General features: G+C 65.7%; 14 protein-coding genes, 4 tRNA genes and 2 pseudogenes. 7 read left to right on the top strand and 13 right to left on the bottom strand.

Translation table 11 applies throughout. The annotated features are described in order from the left end of the window. Positions 1–6: 6 nt before the first annotated feature. Positions 7–1,023, bottom strand: a complete 1,017-nt coding sequence (locus SHTP_RS02980) for an acyl-ACP desaturase (RefSeq protein WP_096369720.1) — start codon at positions 1,021–1,023, stop codon at positions 7–9. A 167-nt stretch (positions 1,024–1,190) separates the two neighbouring features. Next, positions 1,191–1,832 carry a TetR/AcrR family transcriptional regulator gene (locus tag SHTP_RS02985; protein ID WP_096369721.1) on the bottom strand — a complete coding sequence of 214 codons (642 nt, stop codon included), beginning with the start codon at positions 1,830–1,832 and terminating at the stop codon, positions 1,191–1,193. A gap of 73 nt (positions 1,833–1,905) precedes the next feature. Between SHTP_RS02985 and SHTP_RS02990 the strand changes: the two genes are divergently transcribed. Continuing rightward, positions 1,906–2,964 (top strand): oxygenase MpaB family protein, encoded by a 1,059-nt coding sequence (locus tag SHTP_RS02990; protein WP_020785862.1) that lies wholly within the window; start codon positions 1,906–1,908, stop codon positions 2,962–2,964. A 12-nt stretch (positions 2,965–2,976) separates the two neighbouring features. On the opposite strand, the gene SHTP_RS02995 is transcribed toward SHTP_RS02990, so the two are convergent. Genes SHTP_RS02995 through SHTP_RS03005 form a run of 3 tightly spaced genes read right to left on the bottom strand, consistent with a single transcriptional unit; the run spans position 2,977 to position 4,168 of the window. Then, positions 2,977–3,180, bottom strand: coding sequence for a hypothetical protein (locus tag SHTP_RS02995; protein WP_012396386.1), 204 nt, complete (start codon positions 3,178–3,180; stop codon positions 2,977–2,979). A gap of 58 nt (positions 3,181–3,238) precedes the next feature. Beyond that, a complete protein-coding gene (locus tag SHTP_RS03000; RefSeq protein ID WP_011738780.1) occupies positions 3,239–3,610 on the bottom strand; it encodes an ArsR/SmtB family transcription factor in 372 nt (123 codons plus the stop codon). A 57-nt stretch (positions 3,611–3,667) separates the two neighbouring features. After that, positions 3,668–4,168 carry a nucleoside deaminase gene (locus SHTP_RS03005; RefSeq protein WP_096369722.1) on the bottom strand — a complete coding sequence of 167 codons (501 nt, stop codon included), beginning with the start codon at positions 4,166–4,168 and terminating at the stop codon, positions 3,668–3,670. 93 nt (positions 4,169–4,261) lie between these two features. Here SHTP_RS03005 and SHTP_RS03010 point away from each other — a divergent pair, with 93 nt between their 5' ends. Further along, a complete protein-coding gene (locus SHTP_RS03010; RefSeq protein ID WP_096369723.1) occupies positions 4,262–5,167 on the top strand; it encodes an SAM-dependent methyltransferase in 906 nt (301 codons plus the stop codon). A gap of 17 nt (positions 5,168–5,184) precedes the next feature. Here the strand turns inward: SHTP_RS03010 and SHTP_RS03015 are convergent, their stop codons facing one another. Both SHTP_RS03015 and SHTP_RS03020 read right to left on the bottom strand, forming a co-directional pair. After that, positions 5,185–5,997: a TIGR04255 family protein gene (locus tag SHTP_RS03015; protein ID WP_096369724.1), complete on the bottom strand. Its 813-nt coding sequence runs from the start codon at positions 5,995–5,997 to the stop codon at positions 5,185–5,187. Positions 5,998–6,201: 204 nt separating this feature from the next. After that, positions 6,202–6,274, bottom strand: a tRNA-Lys gene (locus SHTP_RS03020). A gap of 123 nt (positions 6,275–6,397) precedes the next feature. Here SHTP_RS03020 and SHTP_RS03025 point away from each other — a divergent pair. The 3 genes from SHTP_RS03025 (at position 6,398) to SHTP_RS03035 (ending at position 6,685) form a co-directional block, all read left to right on the top strand. After that, a tRNA-Glu gene (locus SHTP_RS03025) sits at positions 6,398–6,470 on the top strand. A 37-nt stretch (positions 6,471–6,507) separates the two neighbouring features. Then, positions 6,508–6,581: transfer RNA gene (locus SHTP_RS03030), tRNA-Asp, on the top strand. 30 nt (positions 6,582–6,611) lie between these two features. Next, positions 6,612–6,685: transfer RNA gene (locus SHTP_RS03035), tRNA-Phe, on the top strand. A gap of 241 nt (positions 6,686–6,926) precedes the next feature. Here the strand turns inward: SHTP_RS03035 and SHTP_RS03045 are convergent. The 4 genes and pseudogenes from SHTP_RS03045 to SHTP_RS29630 all read right to left on the bottom strand — a co-directional run bounded on the left by SHTP_RS03045 (position 6,927) and on the right by SHTP_RS29630 (position 12,795). Then, positions 6,927–7,353: pseudogene (locus tag SHTP_RS03045) on the bottom strand (hypothetical protein). After that, positions 7,353–8,008: pseudogene (locus tag SHTP_RS03050) on the bottom strand (nucleotidyltransferase domain-containing protein). Before SHTP_RS03050 ends, SHTP_RS03045 begins: the two co-directional pseudogenes overlap by 1 nt. A 429-nt stretch (positions 8,009–8,437) precedes the next feature. Continuing rightward, entirely contained in the window at positions 8,438–12,172 is a 3,735-nt protein-coding gene (gene metH, locus SHTP_RS03055; protein ID WP_096369725.1) for a methionine synthase, read from the bottom strand. A 488-nt stretch (positions 12,173–12,660) separates the two neighbouring features. Continuing rightward, the gene (locus tag SHTP_RS29630) at positions 12,661–12,795 is read right to left on the bottom strand and encodes a hypothetical protein (RefSeq protein WP_012396361.1); all 135 of its coding nucleotides are present in this window, start codon (positions 12,793–12,795) and stop codon (positions 12,661–12,663) included. Between the two features lie 428 nt (positions 12,796–13,223). Between SHTP_RS29630 and SHTP_RS03065 the strand changes: the two genes are divergently transcribed. Together SHTP_RS03065 and SHTP_RS03070 are read left to right on the top strand one after the other, a co-directional pair. After that, complete coding sequence (locus SHTP_RS03065) at positions 13,224–14,585, top strand: DEAD/DEAH box helicase (protein WP_172900621.1); 1,362 nt, start codon at positions 13,224–13,226, stop codon at positions 14,583–14,585. Positions 14,586–14,677: 92 nt separating this feature from the next. Continuing rightward, positions 14,678–14,881, top strand: a complete 204-nt coding sequence (locus SHTP_RS03070) for a cold-shock protein (protein WP_012396359.1) — start codon at positions 14,678–14,680, stop codon at positions 14,879–14,881. Between the two features lie 268 nt (positions 14,882–15,149). Here the strand turns inward: SHTP_RS03070 and SHTP_RS03075 are convergent, their stop codons facing one another. After that, entirely contained in the window at positions 15,150–16,973 is a 1,824-nt protein-coding gene (locus SHTP_RS03075) for a PE family protein (RefSeq protein ID WP_420872932.1), read from the bottom strand. Between the two features lie 297 nt (positions 16,974–17,270). Beyond that, complete coding sequence (locus SHTP_RS03080) at positions 17,271–18,566, bottom strand: amidohydrolase family protein (RefSeq protein ID WP_172900499.1); 1,296 nt, start codon at positions 18,564–18,566, stop codon at positions 17,271–17,273. Between the last annotated feature and the right edge of the window lie 13 nt (positions 18,567–18,579).

The following is an 18,579-nucleotide window of genomic DNA, read 5'->3' on the forward strand; positions in this document are numbered from 1 at the left end:
CCGGAACTACCGCCGGCTCATCGGCAGCTTGCCGGCCGTCTTGTGCAGTTCGAAGGCCGACACCCGCTTGCCGGTACGAGCTTCCCGATCGAGCTGGCGCTGCTTGGACTCCTCGAACTTGTCGCAGGACATCTCGAGTTCCTTGACCAGCAGGGCAAGTTCGTCGCGCATCTTGGCGCCCTCGCCGGTGAAGTCCTCGCGCTCGAAGATGCGCCACTTCTTCAGCACCGGCATGACGACCTCGTCGAGGTGGATGCGCGGGTCGTAGACGCCCCCGACGGCGATGATCACCGCTTTGCGCCGGAACTCGGGCACCTGGAACCCGGGCATCTTGAAGTTGTGCAGGATCAGGTGCAGCGACTTCATCGCCTGGTTGGGGGCCAGGTCGAACGCGGCCTCGCTGACGTTGCGGTAGAAGATCATGTGCAGGTTCTCGTCGGCCGAGATCTTGGCCATCAGCTGGTCGGCGATGGGGTCGTTGCAGGCCTTGCCGGTATTGCGGTGCGAAACGCGGGTGGCCAGCTCCTGGAAACTCACGTAGATGACCGAGTCGGTGACGCTCTCGGCGAAATAGTCGCCCTGGTGGTTCTGGCCCGGGCTGAAGCCGCGGTTGACCACCTCGAGCCGTAGCTTCTCCAGCTCGACCGGGTCGACGGAGCGGGTCACCACCAGGTAGTCACGCAGCGCGATGCCGTGTCGGTTCTCCTCGGCGGTCCACCGGTTGACCCACTGACCCCAGGCGCCGTCCATGCCCATGTTCATCGCGATCTCGCGGTGATAGGAGGGCAGGTTGTCCTCGGTGACCAGGTTCTGCACCATCGCGATCTGTGCGAGATCGGAAAGCTTGCTCTGCTCCGGGTCCCACTCCTGGCCGCCCAGGGCGTAGTAGTTCTTGCCGTCCGACCACGGGATGTAGTCGTGCGGGTTCCAGTTCTTGTGCATGCTGAGGTGCCGGTTGAGGTACTTCTCAACGACCGGTTCAAGCTCGTGCAGCAGGTGTAGGTCGGTCAGCGGGGCCGACATGGCGCCCTCCAGTATCTGTGGTTTTGCGGATTTATCTGTGTCTGTGGGTTGCAGTCAATATATCTGTGTCGATCGGTAGCATCAAGTTTGCGCACTATCGGGCGCGCCACTAGTGGCGTCGCATTTCGCGCAAATATCGAGTCGCAGGCCCTGCGATATTAATCGGCTTAGTCGTGTTGTCGGGCAGCGACTGGGTGCTCGGCTTCACCTCGGTCACGGTGTGGAGCGTAGGCGGCGGCGGTGCCGAGCAACAAATCCACGCAGTAGTCAATAAATTGCTGGCGGGTGGCTCCCAATTGTCCATTCAAATATGCGGTGAAAAGGCCGGTAAGGGCACCGATCAGGCTGGTGGCGACCAGTTTCTGCAAAACGGGGTCGGCGATTTGAGAGAGTTTGCGTTGCAGTAAATCGATGAAGTTGGGCATCCAGTCCGCGCCGGAGCGCGTCAGCACCGGTTCGACGGCCGGCGCCAAAAGCAGGACGCGACCGCGTACCGGATCATCGACCATCAGTGCAACGAATCGCTCCACGGCGTCTCGGGGGGTATTTGCCGACATAAGCGTCGCCATCGCTCGGGTGCAAACGTCGTCGTAGACTACGCGTACGAAATGGTCACGGTCGCTAAAGCTTTCATAGAAATAACGCTCGGTGAGTGCCGCTTGGCGGCAGACCGCGCGAACGGTCAGCGCCGGTCCCGCTTCCTCGCCGAGCAATTGAACGCCGGCGGCGATGAGGGTGTCGCGGCGTACGGCGTGGCGATCTTCCAGCGGGACGCCCGTCCAGCGACCCCGTCTTTGACCCGCCTGCACATCCCTCCTAGAATCAAGTGACAACGCGTGTAGTCAAAATTGCTGACATCACCCAACCGCCCGGGGGACACCAGTGACCCAAGATACGTCCGCGGCCTGCCCGCTGACCAGCGCCGAGCCGAAGTCGTCGACGAACTCTGCCGGCCAGGTTGCCGCGCCCGGCGATTCGCAACCCGCAGCAACCGGTTGTCCGGTTTCGCCGCTGGGCTATGAGGCGCCGCCGATCCCGCTGGGGCCGGACTCGTTGACGTGGCGGTACTTCGGTGACTGGCGCGGCATGTTGCAGGGGCCATGGGCGGGATCCATGCAGAACATGCACCCTCAACTTGGCGCGGCCGTCGAGGATCACTCGACGTTTTTCCGCGAGCGCTGGCCCAGGCTGTTGCGGTCGCTCTATCCGATCGGCGGCGTGGTGTTCGACGGCGACCGTGCCCCGGTCACCGGCGCCGAAGTCCGCGACTATCACGTCAACATCAAAGGGGTGGACGCGGCGGGTCGCCGATACCACGCCCTGAATCCGGACGTCTTCTACTGGGCGCACGCCACGTTCTTTGTCGGCACAATTCACGTGGCCGAACGGTTCTGTGGGGGGTTGACCGAAGCGCAGAAGCGCCAGCTGTTCGACGAACACGTGCAGTGGTACCGGATGTATGGCATGAGCATGCGGCCCGTTCCGGCGTCCTGGGAGGAATTTCAGGTCTACTGGGACCACATGTGCTGCAACGTGCTGGAGAACAACTTCGCCGCGCGCGCCGTGCTCGATCTGACCGAACTGCCTAAACCGCCATTTGCGCAACGGGTTCCGGACCGGCTGTGGGCGTTGCAGCGAAAGTTGTTGGCCCCGTTTTTTGTGTGGGTCACCGTCGGTCTTTATGACCCACCGGTGCGAACCCTGATGGGCTATCAGTGGTCGCGGCGCGATGAGTGGCTACACCGGCGCTTCGGGGACCTCGTGCGCCTGATCTTTGCGCTGGTGCCGCGTCGAATGCGCAAGCATCCGCGCGGGCGCGCCGGCTGGGATCGGGCCATGGGGCGTATCCCAGCCGACGCGCCATTGGTGCAGACTCCGGCGCGCAACCTGCCGCCGCTGGACGAGCGTGACAACCCCATGCACTACTGCCCTGAGGTCTGATCCGGCGCGGTGTCAGCTGTGCGCGTGGCTGTGCACGCTTTCCAGGCCCGATTCATGCACGTGCTGATGGGTGTGCTCGGTCCCGTCATCGTGTGAGTGCGGGTGTGCGTGCTCGACGTGTTCGTGCTGATGGGTGGTGTGGGCGTGGCTGTGGGTCACCTCGCCGTGCCGGTGTTCGTGCGCATGCGGCCCGTGGTGGGTGTGCTCATCGGACATGGATTCATCTCTCCTTTTTCTTCTTGTGTGAAACATGTTGTGGTTCTGAGGGGCTCGGTTAGGCGTCGGTTACGGCCTGCAGCCCGCCGTCGGATCGGTGATGGCGGGGGACGCCGGGGCCGGCGTGCTCGGCGTTGAAGACCGCATCGATCACCAACTGCCGCACGTGCTCGTTTTCCAGGCTGTAGAAAATCGTCGTCTTGTCCCGGCGGGTGCGCACCAGCCGCGCCATCCGCAGCTTCGCCAGGTGCTGGGAGACCGAGGGCGCGGGCTTGTGGATGTGTTCGGCGAGTTCATTCACCGACATCTCGCGATCGGCCAGCGACCATAGGACCTGCACGCGAGTGGCGTCGGCAAGCATCCGAAACACCTCAACCACCAAGCCCACCTGATCGTCCGGCAAGGGCTGTGATCTGTTATCTGCATGCATAAGCAGATAACAGATCAGATTGGTAGTGTGGTGTCAAGATCACCGGTTGTTGGACGTCTAGTCGGCCGAGTTGGGGGCCGCCGCGCGCTTCCCGCCGTTGAGCTCCTGCCAGAACCGGTAGACGTTCACGGCTGAGGGGCGCGGGTCGTAGCGCATCGGCAGGCGACGGTCCTGCCAGGCCTTGGCGAACTCGTCGTAGAAGGTCGCGAGCTCGAAGTACTTGCGGTCGTCGACGTAGTACTGCTCGTAGATGTCGCGGGTGGTCAAAAAGATGACTTCGTCGGGGGAGCAGTAGTAGAGCGAACCCAGGCACATCGGGCATGGGTGCGCCAGCACGTAGAAGGTGGTCCCGAACAGCTGCTCGGTTCCCAGCTTGGTGCACGCTGCGCGGATGGCGAGGATCTCGGCGTGGGCGGTGGGGTCGTTGGTCTGGGCCACCTTGTTGGCGCTCTCAGCGAGCACCTGGCCGTCTTTGACGATGACCGTCGCGAATGGTCGGCCGCCTTCGGCCACGTTTAGGCGGGCGAGATCGATGGCGCGCTGAGCGAAGTCGGTCACACTTGTCAGCCTAGACCGGGCGCAATCGGCGCAGCCTGTGATACTAACTAGATTATCTATAGTCTTTTCCGGGTTTGGGGACGAAGGAGCGGCATGGTGCGTACCGACCGGGATCGTTGGGACCTTGCGACAAGTGTCGGTGCGACGGCGACGATGGTCGCCGCCCAGCGCGCGCTGGCTGCCGACCCGCAGTACGCGCTGATCGATGACCCGTACGCGGCCCCGCTGGTGCGTGCGGTCGGCATCGACGTCTACACCCGGCTGGTGAACGGACAGATTCCGGTTGATGTGGAGTCTGGATTCGATCCGGCCCGGATGGCCGAGGCGATGGCCTGCCGGACCAGGTTCTACGACCAGTTCTTCGTGGACGCCACCCGAAGCGGGATTTCCCAGGTGGTGATCCTGGCGTCCGGCCTGGATGCGCGCGCCTATCGGCTGGGCTGGCCGGCGGGCACCGTCGTCTATGAGGTCGACATGCCACAGGTGATCGAGTTCAAGACCCTCACGCTGGCCGATCTTGGGGCCGAGCCGACCGCCGAACGCCGCACCGTTGCGGTCGACCTGCGTGACGATTGGGCGGCCGTGCTGCAGGCCGCCGGATTCGACAAGGACGTGCCCTCGGCATGGAGCGCCGAAGGCCTGCTCGTCTACCTACCCGATGACGCCCAAGGCGCGTTGTTCGACAACGTCACCGCGCTCAGTGCTACGGGCAGCCGGCTGGCCTTCGAGTTTGTCCCCGACACGGCGGTGTTCAACGACGAGCGGTGGCGTTCGCACCATGCCCGGATGAGCGAACTGGGGTTCGAGATCGACTTCAACGACCTCGTCTACCACGGTCAGCGCAGCCACGTCATCGACCATCTAGCCCGCGACGGCTGGCAGAGTGCGTCCCACACCGCCGAGGAGCTACACGCGGCCAATGGCTTGGACTATCCCGACGATGACATCGCCGCCGTGTTCGCCGACATCACCTACACCAGCGCGGTGCTCGGGCGCTAAAGGCTGCGTAGCCGGCGCTAGGAGCGCAGCAGTTCATCCCTGAGGCGCGGGGTGATCAGGTCCTGGAAGACCTCCCGCGCGGGACCGTAGAGGTCCTGCAGGGTCGAAACGAGCGCATCCCGGTTGAACTCGGGAATCGAGCCGAGCGGCGTCCAGAAGCTGTCGATGTCCATCAGGAAGAACGGTCCGGTCTGGGTCGCGGTGACGCGACGCAGGTGGTAGTTCGCATCGAGGGCCTGGCCCATGCCCGGGCCGTAACGCAGGATGAGCGACTTGCCGGGCTGTGCCTCGCGGTAGACCGCGGCGCCCTGCCACTCGGCCATGGACAGCCCGCCCGGAGCGATGCGTTGGGGACCGAGAAGCTGCTCATCGATCCAGTTGCTCCACGCGATGCGGCCATCGACACCGGCGGGAACCCGGATTTCGAGGACGTACCGCAGGCCGATGCGCTCCACCCCGACGATGGACGACACCTGCGCCCGCGCGTCCGCGACCCGCAGCAGGATGTCGCAAAAATTATCGAAACTGCTGTAAGCGCTGGTCTCGACGACGATCGCCTGGTTCTTCAGCGACGCGGAAACCGTGTTGTCCCGATTGCCGTAGCGCACGAAACGGTCCGCCACGGGCGTGGGGGCGGCGCCGGGAGCCGTCATGCCCCAACTCACGTCTTGGGCTTGACGTTCGATGGGCAAGTCGTTGATGAGAAGGTGCTTGAGCTCGCGGCTGCTTGATTCGGTGAGCGAATCCGTTGCCGGGTGCCGAATTTCCGCGGTCACCAGAGCAACGGGTGCGTTGGGTTGGACTCCATCGGGATTCATCTCGGGAAGCATAGCCGGAGCATAACCAAGCGCTGGCGGGTTCTAAACGCCGCCCAAGGCTGGATGTGGCCGAAACCGTGAAGTGATCGTGCCCACTCTCATCGGCCGCGGATCGCACCCGGCCGATTCGCGCCTGCGGCCCGCCTCGGGATCGGCCGGCTCCGTGAAACGACCGATCCCGCGCGGGGAATCGGCCGAGTTCACGGCCCGTTTGAGTGCCCCCACTAGGACTCGAACCTAGGACCTGCGGATTAAAAGTCCGTAGCTCTACCAACTGAGCTATAGGGGCTGCGGAGGTCAAGGATACTGGGTCCGAAATGGGGGCTCGTTTGAGGATTGGCCCTGTGGTGACCTAAGCTAGCGAGGCTTCCAACGAACCACGTTGCGAGTGCCCCGGAGTGATTCGGATCGGGCCCCCATCGTCTAGTGGCCTAGGACGCCGCCCTTTCACGGCGGTAGCACGGGTTCGAATCCCGTTGGGGGTACACGCGACGCGGTAACGCGGAGCAAGCAGTACAGCAAGGCCCTGTGGCGCAGTTGGTTAGCGCGCCGCCCTGTCACGGCGGAGGTCGCGGGTTCGAGTCCCGTCAGGGTCGCCGATTATGGCGAGGCACATGCTGCCTTGGGGCCAGGTAGCTCAGTCGGTACGAGCGTCCGCCTGAAAAGCGGAAGGTCGGCGGTTCGATCCCGCCCCTGGCCACACTCTTTGACCTGTATGGACACGATGACTGCACCCTATGGATGGGTGGTCTTGTCCGGTTCCTGTCGGTTCGCCTGGTTTCGTGCGACGTCGTGGAGCCGATCGAGGTTGGTGGCTACGTGGTCGAGTTCATCTGAGAGAGATCGCTGTATACATTCGCCGGCTGGCGTTGGTATGGCGCAGGTCGTGGATCGTGAGCGGCGCCAGGCCGGTCTTCTTGATGGCCTTGTTCCAGTGGGGGTCACCGATCGGGTTGCCGCTGTTTTTCTGTGTCAGGTTTGTGGCTTGCTGACGCGGTGACCCGTTTGGCTGTCTCGACTAGATGGGAAGCAGCGCGGTTCATCTTCTTGCACTCGGCGGTGGATAGATCCTGGTGTGTGTAGGCCGCCTTATTCTTGAGGCCGAGGGAGGGTGCTCAGGTATTTTTCGGATCCGCTGTCGGCCGTTCTAAGCAGTGTTATGGCTTCGCTGTGAGTCCCGCCTGACGAATGCACGCCGAGTCGGACGCAGCAGATGACGTCGGACGCGGCGATACCGGCGTCCACGAACAGATCACCCGCCGCGTTGGGCATTTCATCTTCGAGATGCTCAGCGGCGTCGAAGAACTCAACTGCCTTGGACAGGCGCCCCGCGGTGACAACGGAATTGCACTCGCGCGTCCCTGCCATCAGGCGCTCCTCGCCGCCTTGGCCTTGCCTATGGGACGCAGCTGCCTATTGAGCCATGCACGTGTCCCGGAGACGGTCAGGCCTTGCCTAGCCACGTCACTTAGCAGCGGCTCACCGGCGGCGGCTGCGGCGCGAAGCTCATCTTCGGTGTACTCGACGACGCGGCCATCGTTACCAGTCCAGGCGGTGACCGACCGTACTAGTTCGGCCACCCGTTGTTCCCGCACCTCCGGTTCCTCTGGATGGCTATCGTGTTCGGGGTAGGAGGCACGCACCAGTAACAGGTCGATGTCGCTGTGGAGAGTCATCCGGCCCGTTGCCGCTGAGCCGAACACGGCGGCGTACTTGAGCGTCTTTCCCCACCCTTTGAGGTGCGCTTCGAGGCGGTCCAGGAACGTTGCGGTCAGCCGCGACAGCGCCAGGATCGGCTCTGCCGCAAGATGTTCGGTGTTGAGTCGGTAGGTGTTGGTTCTACCGACCTGATCATTGAGTACCACACCTTGGGTGGTGAGGCGGGTGAGGACTTTGCGGATGCCTTCCCCTGACGCGGTGGTCAGGATGCGCTGGATCTGGGTGATCGTGAACGTCACCTCGCTGGTCGCCAGAACGCCGAGAACGTCGGCGTCACCGTAGCGAATGGCCGGTTCAGCTGCACCGAGGGCGCTCCCTTGCTTGTAACTAAAGTTAGAGCAATTCAACTATAGTTAGAGCGGTGCTGCAACTATAGTTAGAGCGGTGCTGCAACTATAGTTAGAGATATACAACTAAAGTTGAAATGCTTTTGGGTCTACAATGCGACGGTTGGAAGGGCGGCATACATCGTCGCGTTCGGACTTCACCTCGCGCGGCGCCGCAAAAGTGGCTGACATTTCGACCCAGCCCGATCGTGCGTCAGGACCGCGGGATCAGACGGCGGACTCGGTAGCGCGGCGCTCTGGCCGCATTAGGGCGCTCTCAAGCGCCGCGCCGCCACCACACCCGCTCTACCGGTCCGGTCATCTCCCGTCCGGCTCAAACTCCCAATGAATCTGTCGCCCTTGCCAGGCCGCTCGGGCCGCGCAGCGGCGGCTTCTCGGTGGAGCCCTCAGTCTTCCGGGTTGTAGCCGAGGTTGGGGCCCAGCCAGCGCTCGGCCTCCGGCAGGGTCCAGCCCTTGCGCTTGGCGTAGTCGGCGACCTGGTCCTGGGCCATCCGGCCGACCACGAAGTACTGCGACTGCGGGTGCGAGAAATACCAGCCGCTGACGGCGGCACCGGGCCACATCGCCATCGACTCGGTCAGCTCGATGCCGGTCCGCTTGGTCACGTCCATCAACTCGAACAGCGTCGTCTTCTCGGTGTGCTCCGGGCAGGCCGGGTAGCCCGGCGCCGGGCGGATGCCGACGTACCTCTCACCGATGAGCGCCTCGTTGTCCAGTTGCTCGTCGGGCTGGTATCCCCAGAACTCCTCGCGGACCCGCTGGTGCATCCGCTCGGCAAACGCCTCGGCCAGCCGGTCGGCGATCGACTCCAGCAGAATCGCGCTGTAGTCGTCGAGCGCCTCCTTGAACTCCACGATCTTGGTCTGGCTGCCCAGCCCCGCGGTGACGGCGAAGGCGCCGACGTAGTCGGCAAGACCGGTGTCCTTGGGCGCGATGAAGTCGCCCAGCGACCGGTTCGGAATGCCGGCCCGGTGCTCACCCTGCTGGCGCAGGTTGTGCAACGTGGTCAGCACCTCGGCACGGGTCTCGTCGGTGTACACCTCGATGTCGTCACCGACCGCGTTTGCCGGGAAGAACCCGATCACCCCGTTGGCGGTGAGCCACTTCTCCCGGATCAGGGTGTCGAGCATTTCTTGAGCGTCGTTGTACAGCTTGCGGGCGGCCTCGCCGGTGGCCGGATTGTTGAGGATGTCGGGGAATCGGCCCTTCATCTCCCAGGCGTTGAAGAACGGCTGCCAGTCGATGTACTCGCGCAACTCGGCCAGGTCGTAGTCATGAAACTCGCGCACCCCGGGACCTTGCGCGGGCAGCGGCGGCGTGTAGCCGTCCCAGTCGATCGGCGTCCGGTTGGAGCGGGCCTCCTCCAGCGTCAGTATCGGCCGCTCGTTCTTCTGCGAGTGCCGCTCGCGCAGGGCCGCGTAGTCGGCCGCGGTGGCCTCCAGCAGGCCCGGGCGCTGCTTGTCGTCGAGCAACGCGGCGGCGACGGGCACCGAGCGGGAGGCGTCCTTGACCCACACCACCGGGCCGCTGCGACGCGGCGCCACCTTCACCGCCGTGTGCGCGTGTGAGGTGGTCGCGCCGCCGATCAGCAGCGGGATCTGCATTCCCTCGCGTTCCATTGCGGCGGCGAAGTTGACCATCTCGTCCAGGGACGGGGTGATCAGGCCGGACAGCCCAATGATGTCGGCGTCGTACTCCCGGGCCGCGGCCAGGATCTTCTCGGCGGGCACCATCACTCCGAGGTCGACCACGGTGTAGTTGTTGCACTGCAGCACCACCCCGACGATGTTCTTGCCGATGTCGTGGACGTCGCCCTTGACGGTCGCCATGATGATGATGCCGTTGGTCTTGTCCTGCTCCGTGGAGCCGGACTGCGCCTTCTCCGCCTCGATGAACGGCAGCAGGTAGGCCACCGCCTTCTTCATCACCCGGGCCGACTTCACCACTTGGGGCAGGAACATCTTGCCCGCGCCGAACAGGTCGCCGACCACGTTCATGCCGTCCATCAGCGGACCCTCGATCACCTCGATCGGGCGGCAACCCGCGGCGGCGATCTCGGCCCGCAGTTCCTCGGTATCGGCGTCGACGTGCGCGTCGATGCCCTTGACCAGGGCGTGCGTGATCCGCTCGCGGACGGGAAGGCTGCGCCACTCGGCCGCGGCCGGGTCTTCGGGCTTGCCCTTGGTGTTGAACCGTTCGGCGATCTCCAACAGCCGTTCGGCCGCGTCCTCGCGACGGTTCAGGACGACGTCCTCGATGCGTTCCCGCAGCTCGGGGTCGATCGAGTCGTAGGGCACCAGCGCGCCGGCGTTGACGATGCCCATATCCAGGCCGGCCTTGATGGCGTGGAACAGGAACACCGCGTGGATCGCCTCGCGAACGGGGTTGTTTCCCCTGAACGAGAACGACACGTTCGAGATACCGCCGGAGATGTGTACCCCGGGAAGGTTCTCCTTGATCCAGGCGGAGGCCTCGATGAAGTCGATGCCGTAGGTCGCGTGCTCCTCGATGCCGGTCGCCAGCGCGAAGCAGTTCGGGTCGAAGATGATGTCCTCGGCCGGGAAGCCGACCTCTTCGGTCAGGATCCGGTAGGCGCGCCCGCAGATCTCCTTGCGCCGCTCCAGGTTGTCGGCCTGGCCCTTTTCGTCGAAGGCCATCACGACCACGGCGGCGCCGTACTTGCGGCACAGCCGCGCCTCGCGGACGAACTTCTCCTCGCCCTCCTTCATCGAGATCGAGTTGACGATCGGCTTACCCTGCACGTTCTTCAGGCCCGCCTCGATGACCTCCCACTTGGAGGAGTCGATCATCACCGGGACCCGGCTGATGTCCGGCTCGGCCGCGATCAGCTTGGTGAACCGATCCATCGCGGCGACGCCGTCGATCATGCCCTCGTCCATGTTGATGTCGATGACCTGCGCACCGACCTCGACCTGCTGCAGGGCGACCGACAGGGCGGTGTCGTAGTCCTCGGCCTTGATCAGGTTGCGGAACCGGGCGGATCCGGTGATGTTGGTGCGCTCGCCGATGTTCACGAACAGGGAGTCGTCGGTGATGTTCAGTGGTTCCAGGCCCGAGAGCCGGGTGGCCACCGGGATCTCCGGCAGCTCGCGGGGTGCCTTGCCCTCCACGACCTTGGCGATCTCGGCGATGTGCGGCGGCGCCGTCCCGCAGCACCCACCGACCAGGTTGACCAGGCCGGCGTCGGCAAACTCGGCGATGTAGCCGGCCTGATGCTCGGGGGTCTCGTCGTACTCGCCGAAGGCATTGGGCAGACCGGCGTTCGGGTAGCAGGAGACAAAGGTGTCCGCGATCCGGGCCATCTCGGCGATGTAGGGCCGCATCTCCGGCGCACCCAGGGCGCAGTTGAGGCCCACCGCGATCGGCTTCGCGTGCCTGATCGCGTTCCAGAATGCTTCGGTCACCTGACCGGACAGCGTTCGCCCGGAAGCGTCGGTGATGGTGCCCGAGATGATCACCGGCCAGCGGCGTCCGCGGTCCTCGAACAGCGTTTCGACGGCGAACACCGCCGCCTTGGCGTTCAGGGAGTCGAAGATGGTCTCGATGATGATTATGTCGGCGCCGCCGTCGACCAGGCCGTTGGCGGCTTCCAGGTAGGCGGCGACCAGTTGGTCGTAGGAGACGTTGCGGGCTCCGGGGTCGTTGACGTCTGGCGAGATCGATGCGGTCCGCGTCGTCGGCCCCAGCGCCCCGGCCACGTAACGGGGCTTCTCCGGGGTGCTGAACTCGTCGGCGGCCGCCCGCGCCAGGGCCGCGCCGGCGTAGTTGAGTTCGTAGGCCAGCTCGGCCATGTCGTAGTCGGAGAGCGAGACCGCGTTCGCGTTGAACGTGTTGGTCTCCAGAATGTCGGCGCCCGCCTGCAGGTACTCGCGGTGGATTCCCTCGATGATCTGCGGCTGCGTCAGGCTGAGCAGGTCGTTGTTGCCCACCAGATCGCTCGGCCAGTCCTTGAACCGCTCGCCTCGATAGCCGGCCTCATCCGGGCGGTCCCGCTGGATCGCCGTGCCCATCGCCCCGTCGATCACCATGATCCGCTGGCCGAGGGTGGCCGTCAGTGCGTCGGTGCAGTCAGGGCGGATATTCGGCTCAAAGGCGCTCACGTTTATTCCCTCCGTAGCGGAAGGCGTCCTTGACTCTGCCGAGCGTGGCGGATACCGGCGGGGAACCGGCGAACCGTTGCAACGCCTCTCGACCCACAAAAGTCTACGTCGTCACGCGGCGGTTCGTTGCTTGTGCTAAGTGTCCGAGCTTCGGCGGGCGGTTATCACCACCGAGGCCGACCAGGCTCGGACACCATCACCGGTGCCAAACGAGCGCGTCGCTGGCCCGGTTCGGTTCAACTCCTGGGGCATGGTTTGCCGGGCCCGAGCTTGGGCGCCGGACAGTGACACAATTGTCGCCGAGACTGCGCTGATGCGTGATCCCGCCGCCGATACCTCAGAAGGTGTCGCTGCCAACGCTTCTGGTTCCACGCTGGCCCGAAACACAAGTGGCACCAGGTAGCGGTGCACGAACGATCACTACATCGGTTGGCGGCCAATAGGTTTGATCGAGGTGACCTTGGCGCGCGGCCAGTCGTCTCGGATGATTACGTCGCCGAGGTGGCAGATCCGTTGTCGGGCCGGTCTGAAAACGTCGGGTAGCTGACCGGTTGGCCAGAGGTTTCGCCCGGGGCGATGTATTCCGGTGTCTCCGGGTGGGAGAACAGGTTCGAGTTGTCCACTTGGTGTCCTTCCAATGAAGGGGTCGGCTGGTTAGCCCTGTCGACAGAAGGACGAACGACGACGATCGTATCGCGCGCAGGTCTTCCTGGTGGTGCGCTGAAGAGTTGCGATCACCGCTAGAGCGCGGTTCATACATAACTGTACGGGCAGTGATGTTGGGCACTCACGCCCACCCGGCGGCGGTGGTGGGCGCGTCCGAGGTCGCTGTGCTGTTATGCTGCTAACAACGTTGACCGTTGCATTCGATGGTCAGCACGTCGTGAAACGCTTCTTCACCCCCCGTGCTCGCCCTGCTTTCGGGGCTGATGCCGGCGCAGTTCGTATCTCGGCGATCGATTTTGCCCACCGGCAATTTCGCCACCTTGTACTGACCGAACGCGCGTATCTCGCTGCCCACTCGGCGGAACCGATCCTGAAAGACATCAAATTGACTACTGGTACGACCTTTGCTGATCTCGGCGTGGGCGAATCGCTCATCGAGGTGCTCGCCGCCCGCGGGATCAGCCATCCCTTCCCTATCCAGATCGAAACGCTGCCCGACACGCTCGGCGGCCGAGACGTCCTCGGCCGCGGCAAGACCGGCAGTGGCAAGACGCTGGCCTTCTCCCTTCCGATGGTCAGCAGGCTGGCCGGGCGCCCGCGCCGCCCAGCCCGGCCCACGGGTCTGGTTCTTGCCCCCACCCGGGAGTTGGCCAGCCAGATCACCGCGACGCTGCAACCTTTGGCCGCGGTCAATGGCCTGCGGGTGACCACGATCTTCGGTGGGGTGCCGCAAGGCAGGCAGGTGACGGCGCTCAATTCCGGCGTCGACATCGTCGTGGCCTGCCCGGGCCGGCTGGAAGACCTGATGAAGCAACGATTGATCAGCCTCGACTCGATCGAGATCACGGTGATCGACGAAGCCGATCACATGGCCGATCTCGGTTTCCTGCCCGGGGTCACCCGCATTCTTGCGGCCACCCCGAGCGGCGGGCAGCGACTGCTGTTCTCGGCGACCCTGGACAACGGGGTCGACAAGCTGGTCAACCGATTCCTGCATGACGCCGTGCTGCACTCGGTCGATAGCTCCGATTCGCCGGTGCCCCAGATGGTCCACCACGTGTTCCACGTCTCGGGCGCGGCAGCCAAGAAGGACCTGGTGCACCGCCTTGCCTCGGGTACCGGCCGCCGAATCCTGTTCATGCGCACCAAACATCAAGCGCGCAAGTTTGCCAAGCAGCTCACCGAATCCGGTGTCCCGGCCGTCGATCTGCACGGCAACCTTTCCCAACCCGCCCGCGATCGAAACCTCGCCGTCTTCAGCAAGGGTGAGGCGCGGGTGCTGGTCGCCACCGACATCGCCGCCCGCGGCGTGCATGTCGACGGCATCGAATTGGTGGTGCACATCGACCCACCCGCCGAGCACAAGGCTTACCTGCACCGGTCCGGCCGCACGGCGCGGGCCGGGAACGCGGGTGACGTCGTGACCGTCGTGCTGCCCGAGCAGCGCAAGGACACTCATGCGCTGATGCGTCGTGCCGGAATCCGGGTCACTCCGCAAGAGGTCACCGCCGACTCGGCCGCCGTACATGAGCTGGTCGGTGACATTGCGCCCTATCAAGCTCCCGCGCCGAAGCAGGTGGCGGCACCGAAGAAGGCGGGCGCACCGAAAAAGGGGGCCGCGCCGAAGAAGGGGGCCGCGCCGAGGAATGGTGCGGCGCCGCATGGTTCGCCGCGGCCGAGGTCCGCGGGTTCCGGCAGCCGCCGACGGGGTCCCCGGCCTGGTCGTATGCGTCAGGAAACGTCATAGGACGCAATCAGTTTCAATGATTGCGGCTTGCGCTACGCTAGTTGTCCGGTCGTTGTTGGTACGTCCGGTAGTTAAATGAAAGAAGTAAGTGAATGGCACAGGGAACTGTGAAATGGTTCAACGGAGAAAAGGGCTTCGGCTTCATCACTCCTGACGACGGCACGAAGGACCTCTTCGTCCACTACTCGGAGATCCAGGGCAGTGGCTATCGCTCGCTCGAGGAGAACCAGCGGGTTCAGTTCGAGGTTGAGCAAGGTACCAAGGGGCCCCAGGCGGTAGGAGTCAGCGCCGTCTAGGAACCCCTCGCAAATTTTCGGGGAAATCCAGCCTTAGCGGCTCATCCACTCGATGGGTGTGCCGTGTGACCGGCCCGGATCGGGTCGGTGACGGTTCGCTGGGTTCCCCGAACGGAAGCTGTAGCACTTCCCCCGGCTGTTTCGCTGTGCGCCCACCAGGGCTTCGGGAGCGGTACCGCCGGGGGAAGTCGGCCGTGCTCGATCTGGTCGTTGAACCGGGGGAGCGCGCGCACAAACCCCCAGCAAGATCACCTCGGCCCGGCAGGATCTACGGGGCTTGGCCGCCGTGCCCGCCGATGCCGCCCGAACCGCCGAAACCGCCATGATCGCCGGACGGCCCGGTGCCTTCGGTGCCGGGTTGGACGGGCCCACCGGCGTATACGCCGCCGCTGGTGTAAGCGGTACCGCCGGCTCCACCGTTGCCGCCGTCGCCGCCCCATCCGGGGTTGAGCACGCCGTATCTGTTCACGCCGTTACCGCCCCAGCCGCCGAAACCGCCGTCACCACAGGATCTGAAGAAAAGCGTGCCCTTCGGGCGGGTGCCGCCGTCGCCGCCGTTGCCCCCGTTGCCGCCGTTGAAACCCCAGCCGCCATACCCGCCGTTGCCGCCGTCGATGTCGGGTTGATCGCTGGTGGTGGAGCCGTTGCCGCCATCGCCGCCGTCACCGCCGTCGCCCATGGTTCCCTGGACACCGTGGGCGGCCCTGGTGGCGCCGTCACCGCTGAGGCCGCCCTGACCGCCACTGCCCCCGTAGGCGCCGTTCCCAGCGTTACCGCCATCCCCTCCGGAGCGCCACGACGGGTCACCGGAATGGCCGTCACCTCCATCGGCGCCGTTGCCGCCGTCGCCGCCGTTGCCGCCCATACCTCCGGTACCGGCGGCGCCGTCGTGGAATCCCTCGGCGAGGGCATGACCGCCAGCGCCACCGGCCCCGCCGTCGCCGCCGTTGCCGCCGCGCGCACCGGCCCCGCCGGAACCGCCGCGGTCTCCCGGAAACTCCCCGGCCGACCCGGCTTGGCCGTCACCGCCGATGCCGCCGGCGCCGCCGGTGCCGCCGATTCCGCCGGCACCACCGTGGCCTTTGATGTGTCCGCCATCGCCGCCGATCCCGCCCACACCGCCATTACCGGCATCGCCGGCCCTAAACCCTTGCGCGCCCGGGGTTCCGCCGGGTGAGCCGGGGCCGCCGGCCCCGCCGATGCCGCCGGTTCCGCCGGTACCGCCGTTGCCGTAGTCCCCGGCATTGCCGCCCTTGCCGCCGGGCCCGCCATCGCTGCCCCGCCCGCCGGGCGCTCCGGTGGCCCCGGGGCCACCATCGCCGCCACGGCCACCGTCACCGATCCCGCGGGCATCCCCACCCGGACCACCCGCGCCACCGGCCACGGTGGGGTCAAACGAAGCCGCCCCGGGACTACCCGGCCCGCCATCACCGAACACCAAACCCCCATCACCACCGGCCCCGCCGGCCATCATGGCCACACCCGAGTTAGCCCACCCGGCCCCACCGGCACCACCAGCACCGATCAACCCCGCATCCCCACCACGGCCGGCCGCACTGGTGGCCGTGGCCGCCGCCCCCGGGCCGCCATCACCGAACAACCACCCCCCGGCCTGTTCGGCACCACCATCGACACCCGCGACCCCCGCCGCCCCGTTGCCGATCAACTCCCGGCCGGTCAACGACTCAAACGGCGCATTGACCAACGGATCGAGCAGCTCACCCGCCGGACTGGCCAGCCAGGCCTGCCCCAGCGTTTGCACCGGCTCCGCCAACACCTGAAACTGCCCATCGGCCACCGCCGCCGCCGCCGCGGCGGTCTCGGTCTCCAGATAGGCGGTCCTGGCCGCATCCAGGATCTGCACGAAACGCTGATGGAACTGCTCCAACTGGGCGCCGAAGAGCTGGTAGTCCTGCCCCAGACCGCGGAACAACCCCACCACCGCCACCGACACCTCATCACCACCGGCGGGCACCATCGTGGTGGTCGCCGCCGCCGCGGCCGCGTTGGCCACCCCGATCGAGGACCCGATACGCGCTAAATTCCCCACCCCGTCGGCCACCACCTGCGGGGCCACCCTGACCAACGACACCACACCCACCGCCCCTTCAGCCCACCACACCCAACACCGATCGGCCGACGATATCGACGCAGGTCAACGACCTATCCACGAATCACCAAGATCACCACAACACGAAAAACACCCACCGGCGCACCACCGCGCCCCCCGTCGCAGCCCACCCACCACCGACTGCACCACCACCCCCCAACCACACCCCACAACGTCTCACCCATGAGAAAACGTGTGCGCTCGATGAGGCGCGCCCGGTCAGCGCGCGGCGACTAATGGCTGGACGACACCGCGGAAACCGGTGTCCCGTGAGGGGCCCTAGTTCTGCACCAGGTCAGCCAGCGGCTCCGCGCCGGTAAGCCAGTGCCGGCCGGCCTGGCGGGCCGCCTCCCACTTGGGGACGCTCACCGCATCGTCTTGGCCCAGGTCCGCCGGGGTAGGACCCATGCGCCCGGCCAGCGGAGCCAGTGCGTCCAGATCGAAGTTGTACACCTCGGCCGCCGCCAGGCCCAGGATCTGGCGGGTCTCGTCGATGGGGATGTCCCAAAACGATCGCCGCAGCCATTCCCGGGTGTGCGGCCAGGTCCCTTCCGGATGCGGAAAGTCGTTGCCCCACAGCATGTTGGACACCCCGATCTCGTAGCGCCGCGCCAGCTCCCGGCGCTCGGTGGTGGTGGCCCCGATAAAACAGTTGCGGTCGAAGTAGGCCGAGGGGGGCATCGTCAGGTCGCCCTCCAGCAGATGGCTCATCTTCTTGGCCGAGTGCTCCCGCAGGTACCGCGTGTCCATCAGCCACAGCAGGTCGTTGGCCCAAAACGCGCCACACTCGGTGGCGCCCCAGCGCAGCCCGGGGAAGCGCTCGAACACCCCCGACCACAACGCGAACCACAGCGGGCGGACTCCCCACCAGCGCACCTCGGTGACATAGATGCCCAGGTGCTCGCCGTACTCCTGCTGCGGGGCGGCGCCGACGTGGGTGTGTACCGGCATCTGCAGGTCCTGGCAGGCGGCCCAGACCTTGTCATAGCGACGGTCGTGGTAAGGCGGGTAGCTGGCCCACAGGGCGGGAATCATGATCCCGCCCCGCAGCCCCGACTCCGCCGCCCGGGTGATCTCGGCGACCGCCGCGTCGACGTCGGCCAGGATCGGCACCACCGCGACGCCCGCGCGGCGCTCGGGGCTGTGGCTGCACAGCTCGGCCAACCAGCGGTTGTGGGCCCGCGCCCCGGCCATGGCCCGCCCCGGGTCGAGCGAGCCCGACTGGGCCAGACCGGCGCCGAAGGGCGCGCCGGCGACCCCGGAAACGGCGTCGGCGTCGGGGAAGATGACCTCGCCGACCACCCCGTCGCTGTCGAGCTCCTTGTCCCGCAGGCCCACATCCCAGCCACCGGCGATGCCCTCGCCGTGCTCGGAGAACCAGTCCTGCGCGAACTGTTCGTCGATGAACCCACCGACCTGCGACGCGGCGGCCTTCTCGGCCAGGTAGACCTCGAAGTCCTCGCGGTAGTCGGGGTCGACGTACTCGCGGTACTGCTCGGTCGGCAGCTCGGCGTGGCAGTCCGCGGAGATGACCACATACGGTTCCAGGGGGTTCGGGGCCTTACGGGCTTCCATGGAGAGTCCTCTC

The organism is Mycobacterium ulcerans subsp. shinshuense (assembly GCF_002355775.1).
In the GTDB taxonomy this organism is placed as follows: Bacteria; Actinomycetota; Actinomycetes; order Mycobacteriales; family Mycobacteriaceae; genus Mycobacterium; species Mycobacterium marinum.

Coding starts and splice junctions, on each gene's coding strand:
- SHTP_RS02980 (WP_096369720.1), bottom strand. CDS start 1,023: ATGTCGGCCCCGCTGACCGACCTACACCTGCTGCACGAGCTTGAACCG.
- SHTP_RS02995 (WP_012396386.1), bottom strand. CDS start 3,180: ATGTCCGATGAGCACACCCACCACGGGCCGCATGCGCACGAACACCGG.
- SHTP_RS03000 (WP_011738780.1), bottom strand. CDS start 3,610: ATGCATGCAGATAACAGATCACAGCCCTTGCCGGACGATCAGGTGGGC.
- SHTP_RS03010 (WP_096369723.1), top strand. CDS start 4,262: ATGGTGCGTACCGACCGGGATCGTTGGGACCTTGCGACAAGTGTCGGT.
- SHTP_RS03015 (WP_096369724.1), bottom strand. CDS start 5,997: ATGCTTCCCGAGATGAATCCCGATGGAGTCCAACCCAACGCACCCGTT.
- SHTP_RS03070 (WP_012396359.1), top strand. CDS start 14,678: ATGGCACAGGGAACTGTGAAATGGTTCAACGGAGAAAAGGGCTTCGGC.
- SHTP_RS03080 (WP_172900499.1), bottom strand. CDS start 18,566: ATGGAAGCCCGTAAGGCCCCGAACCCCCTGGAACCGTATGTGGTCATC.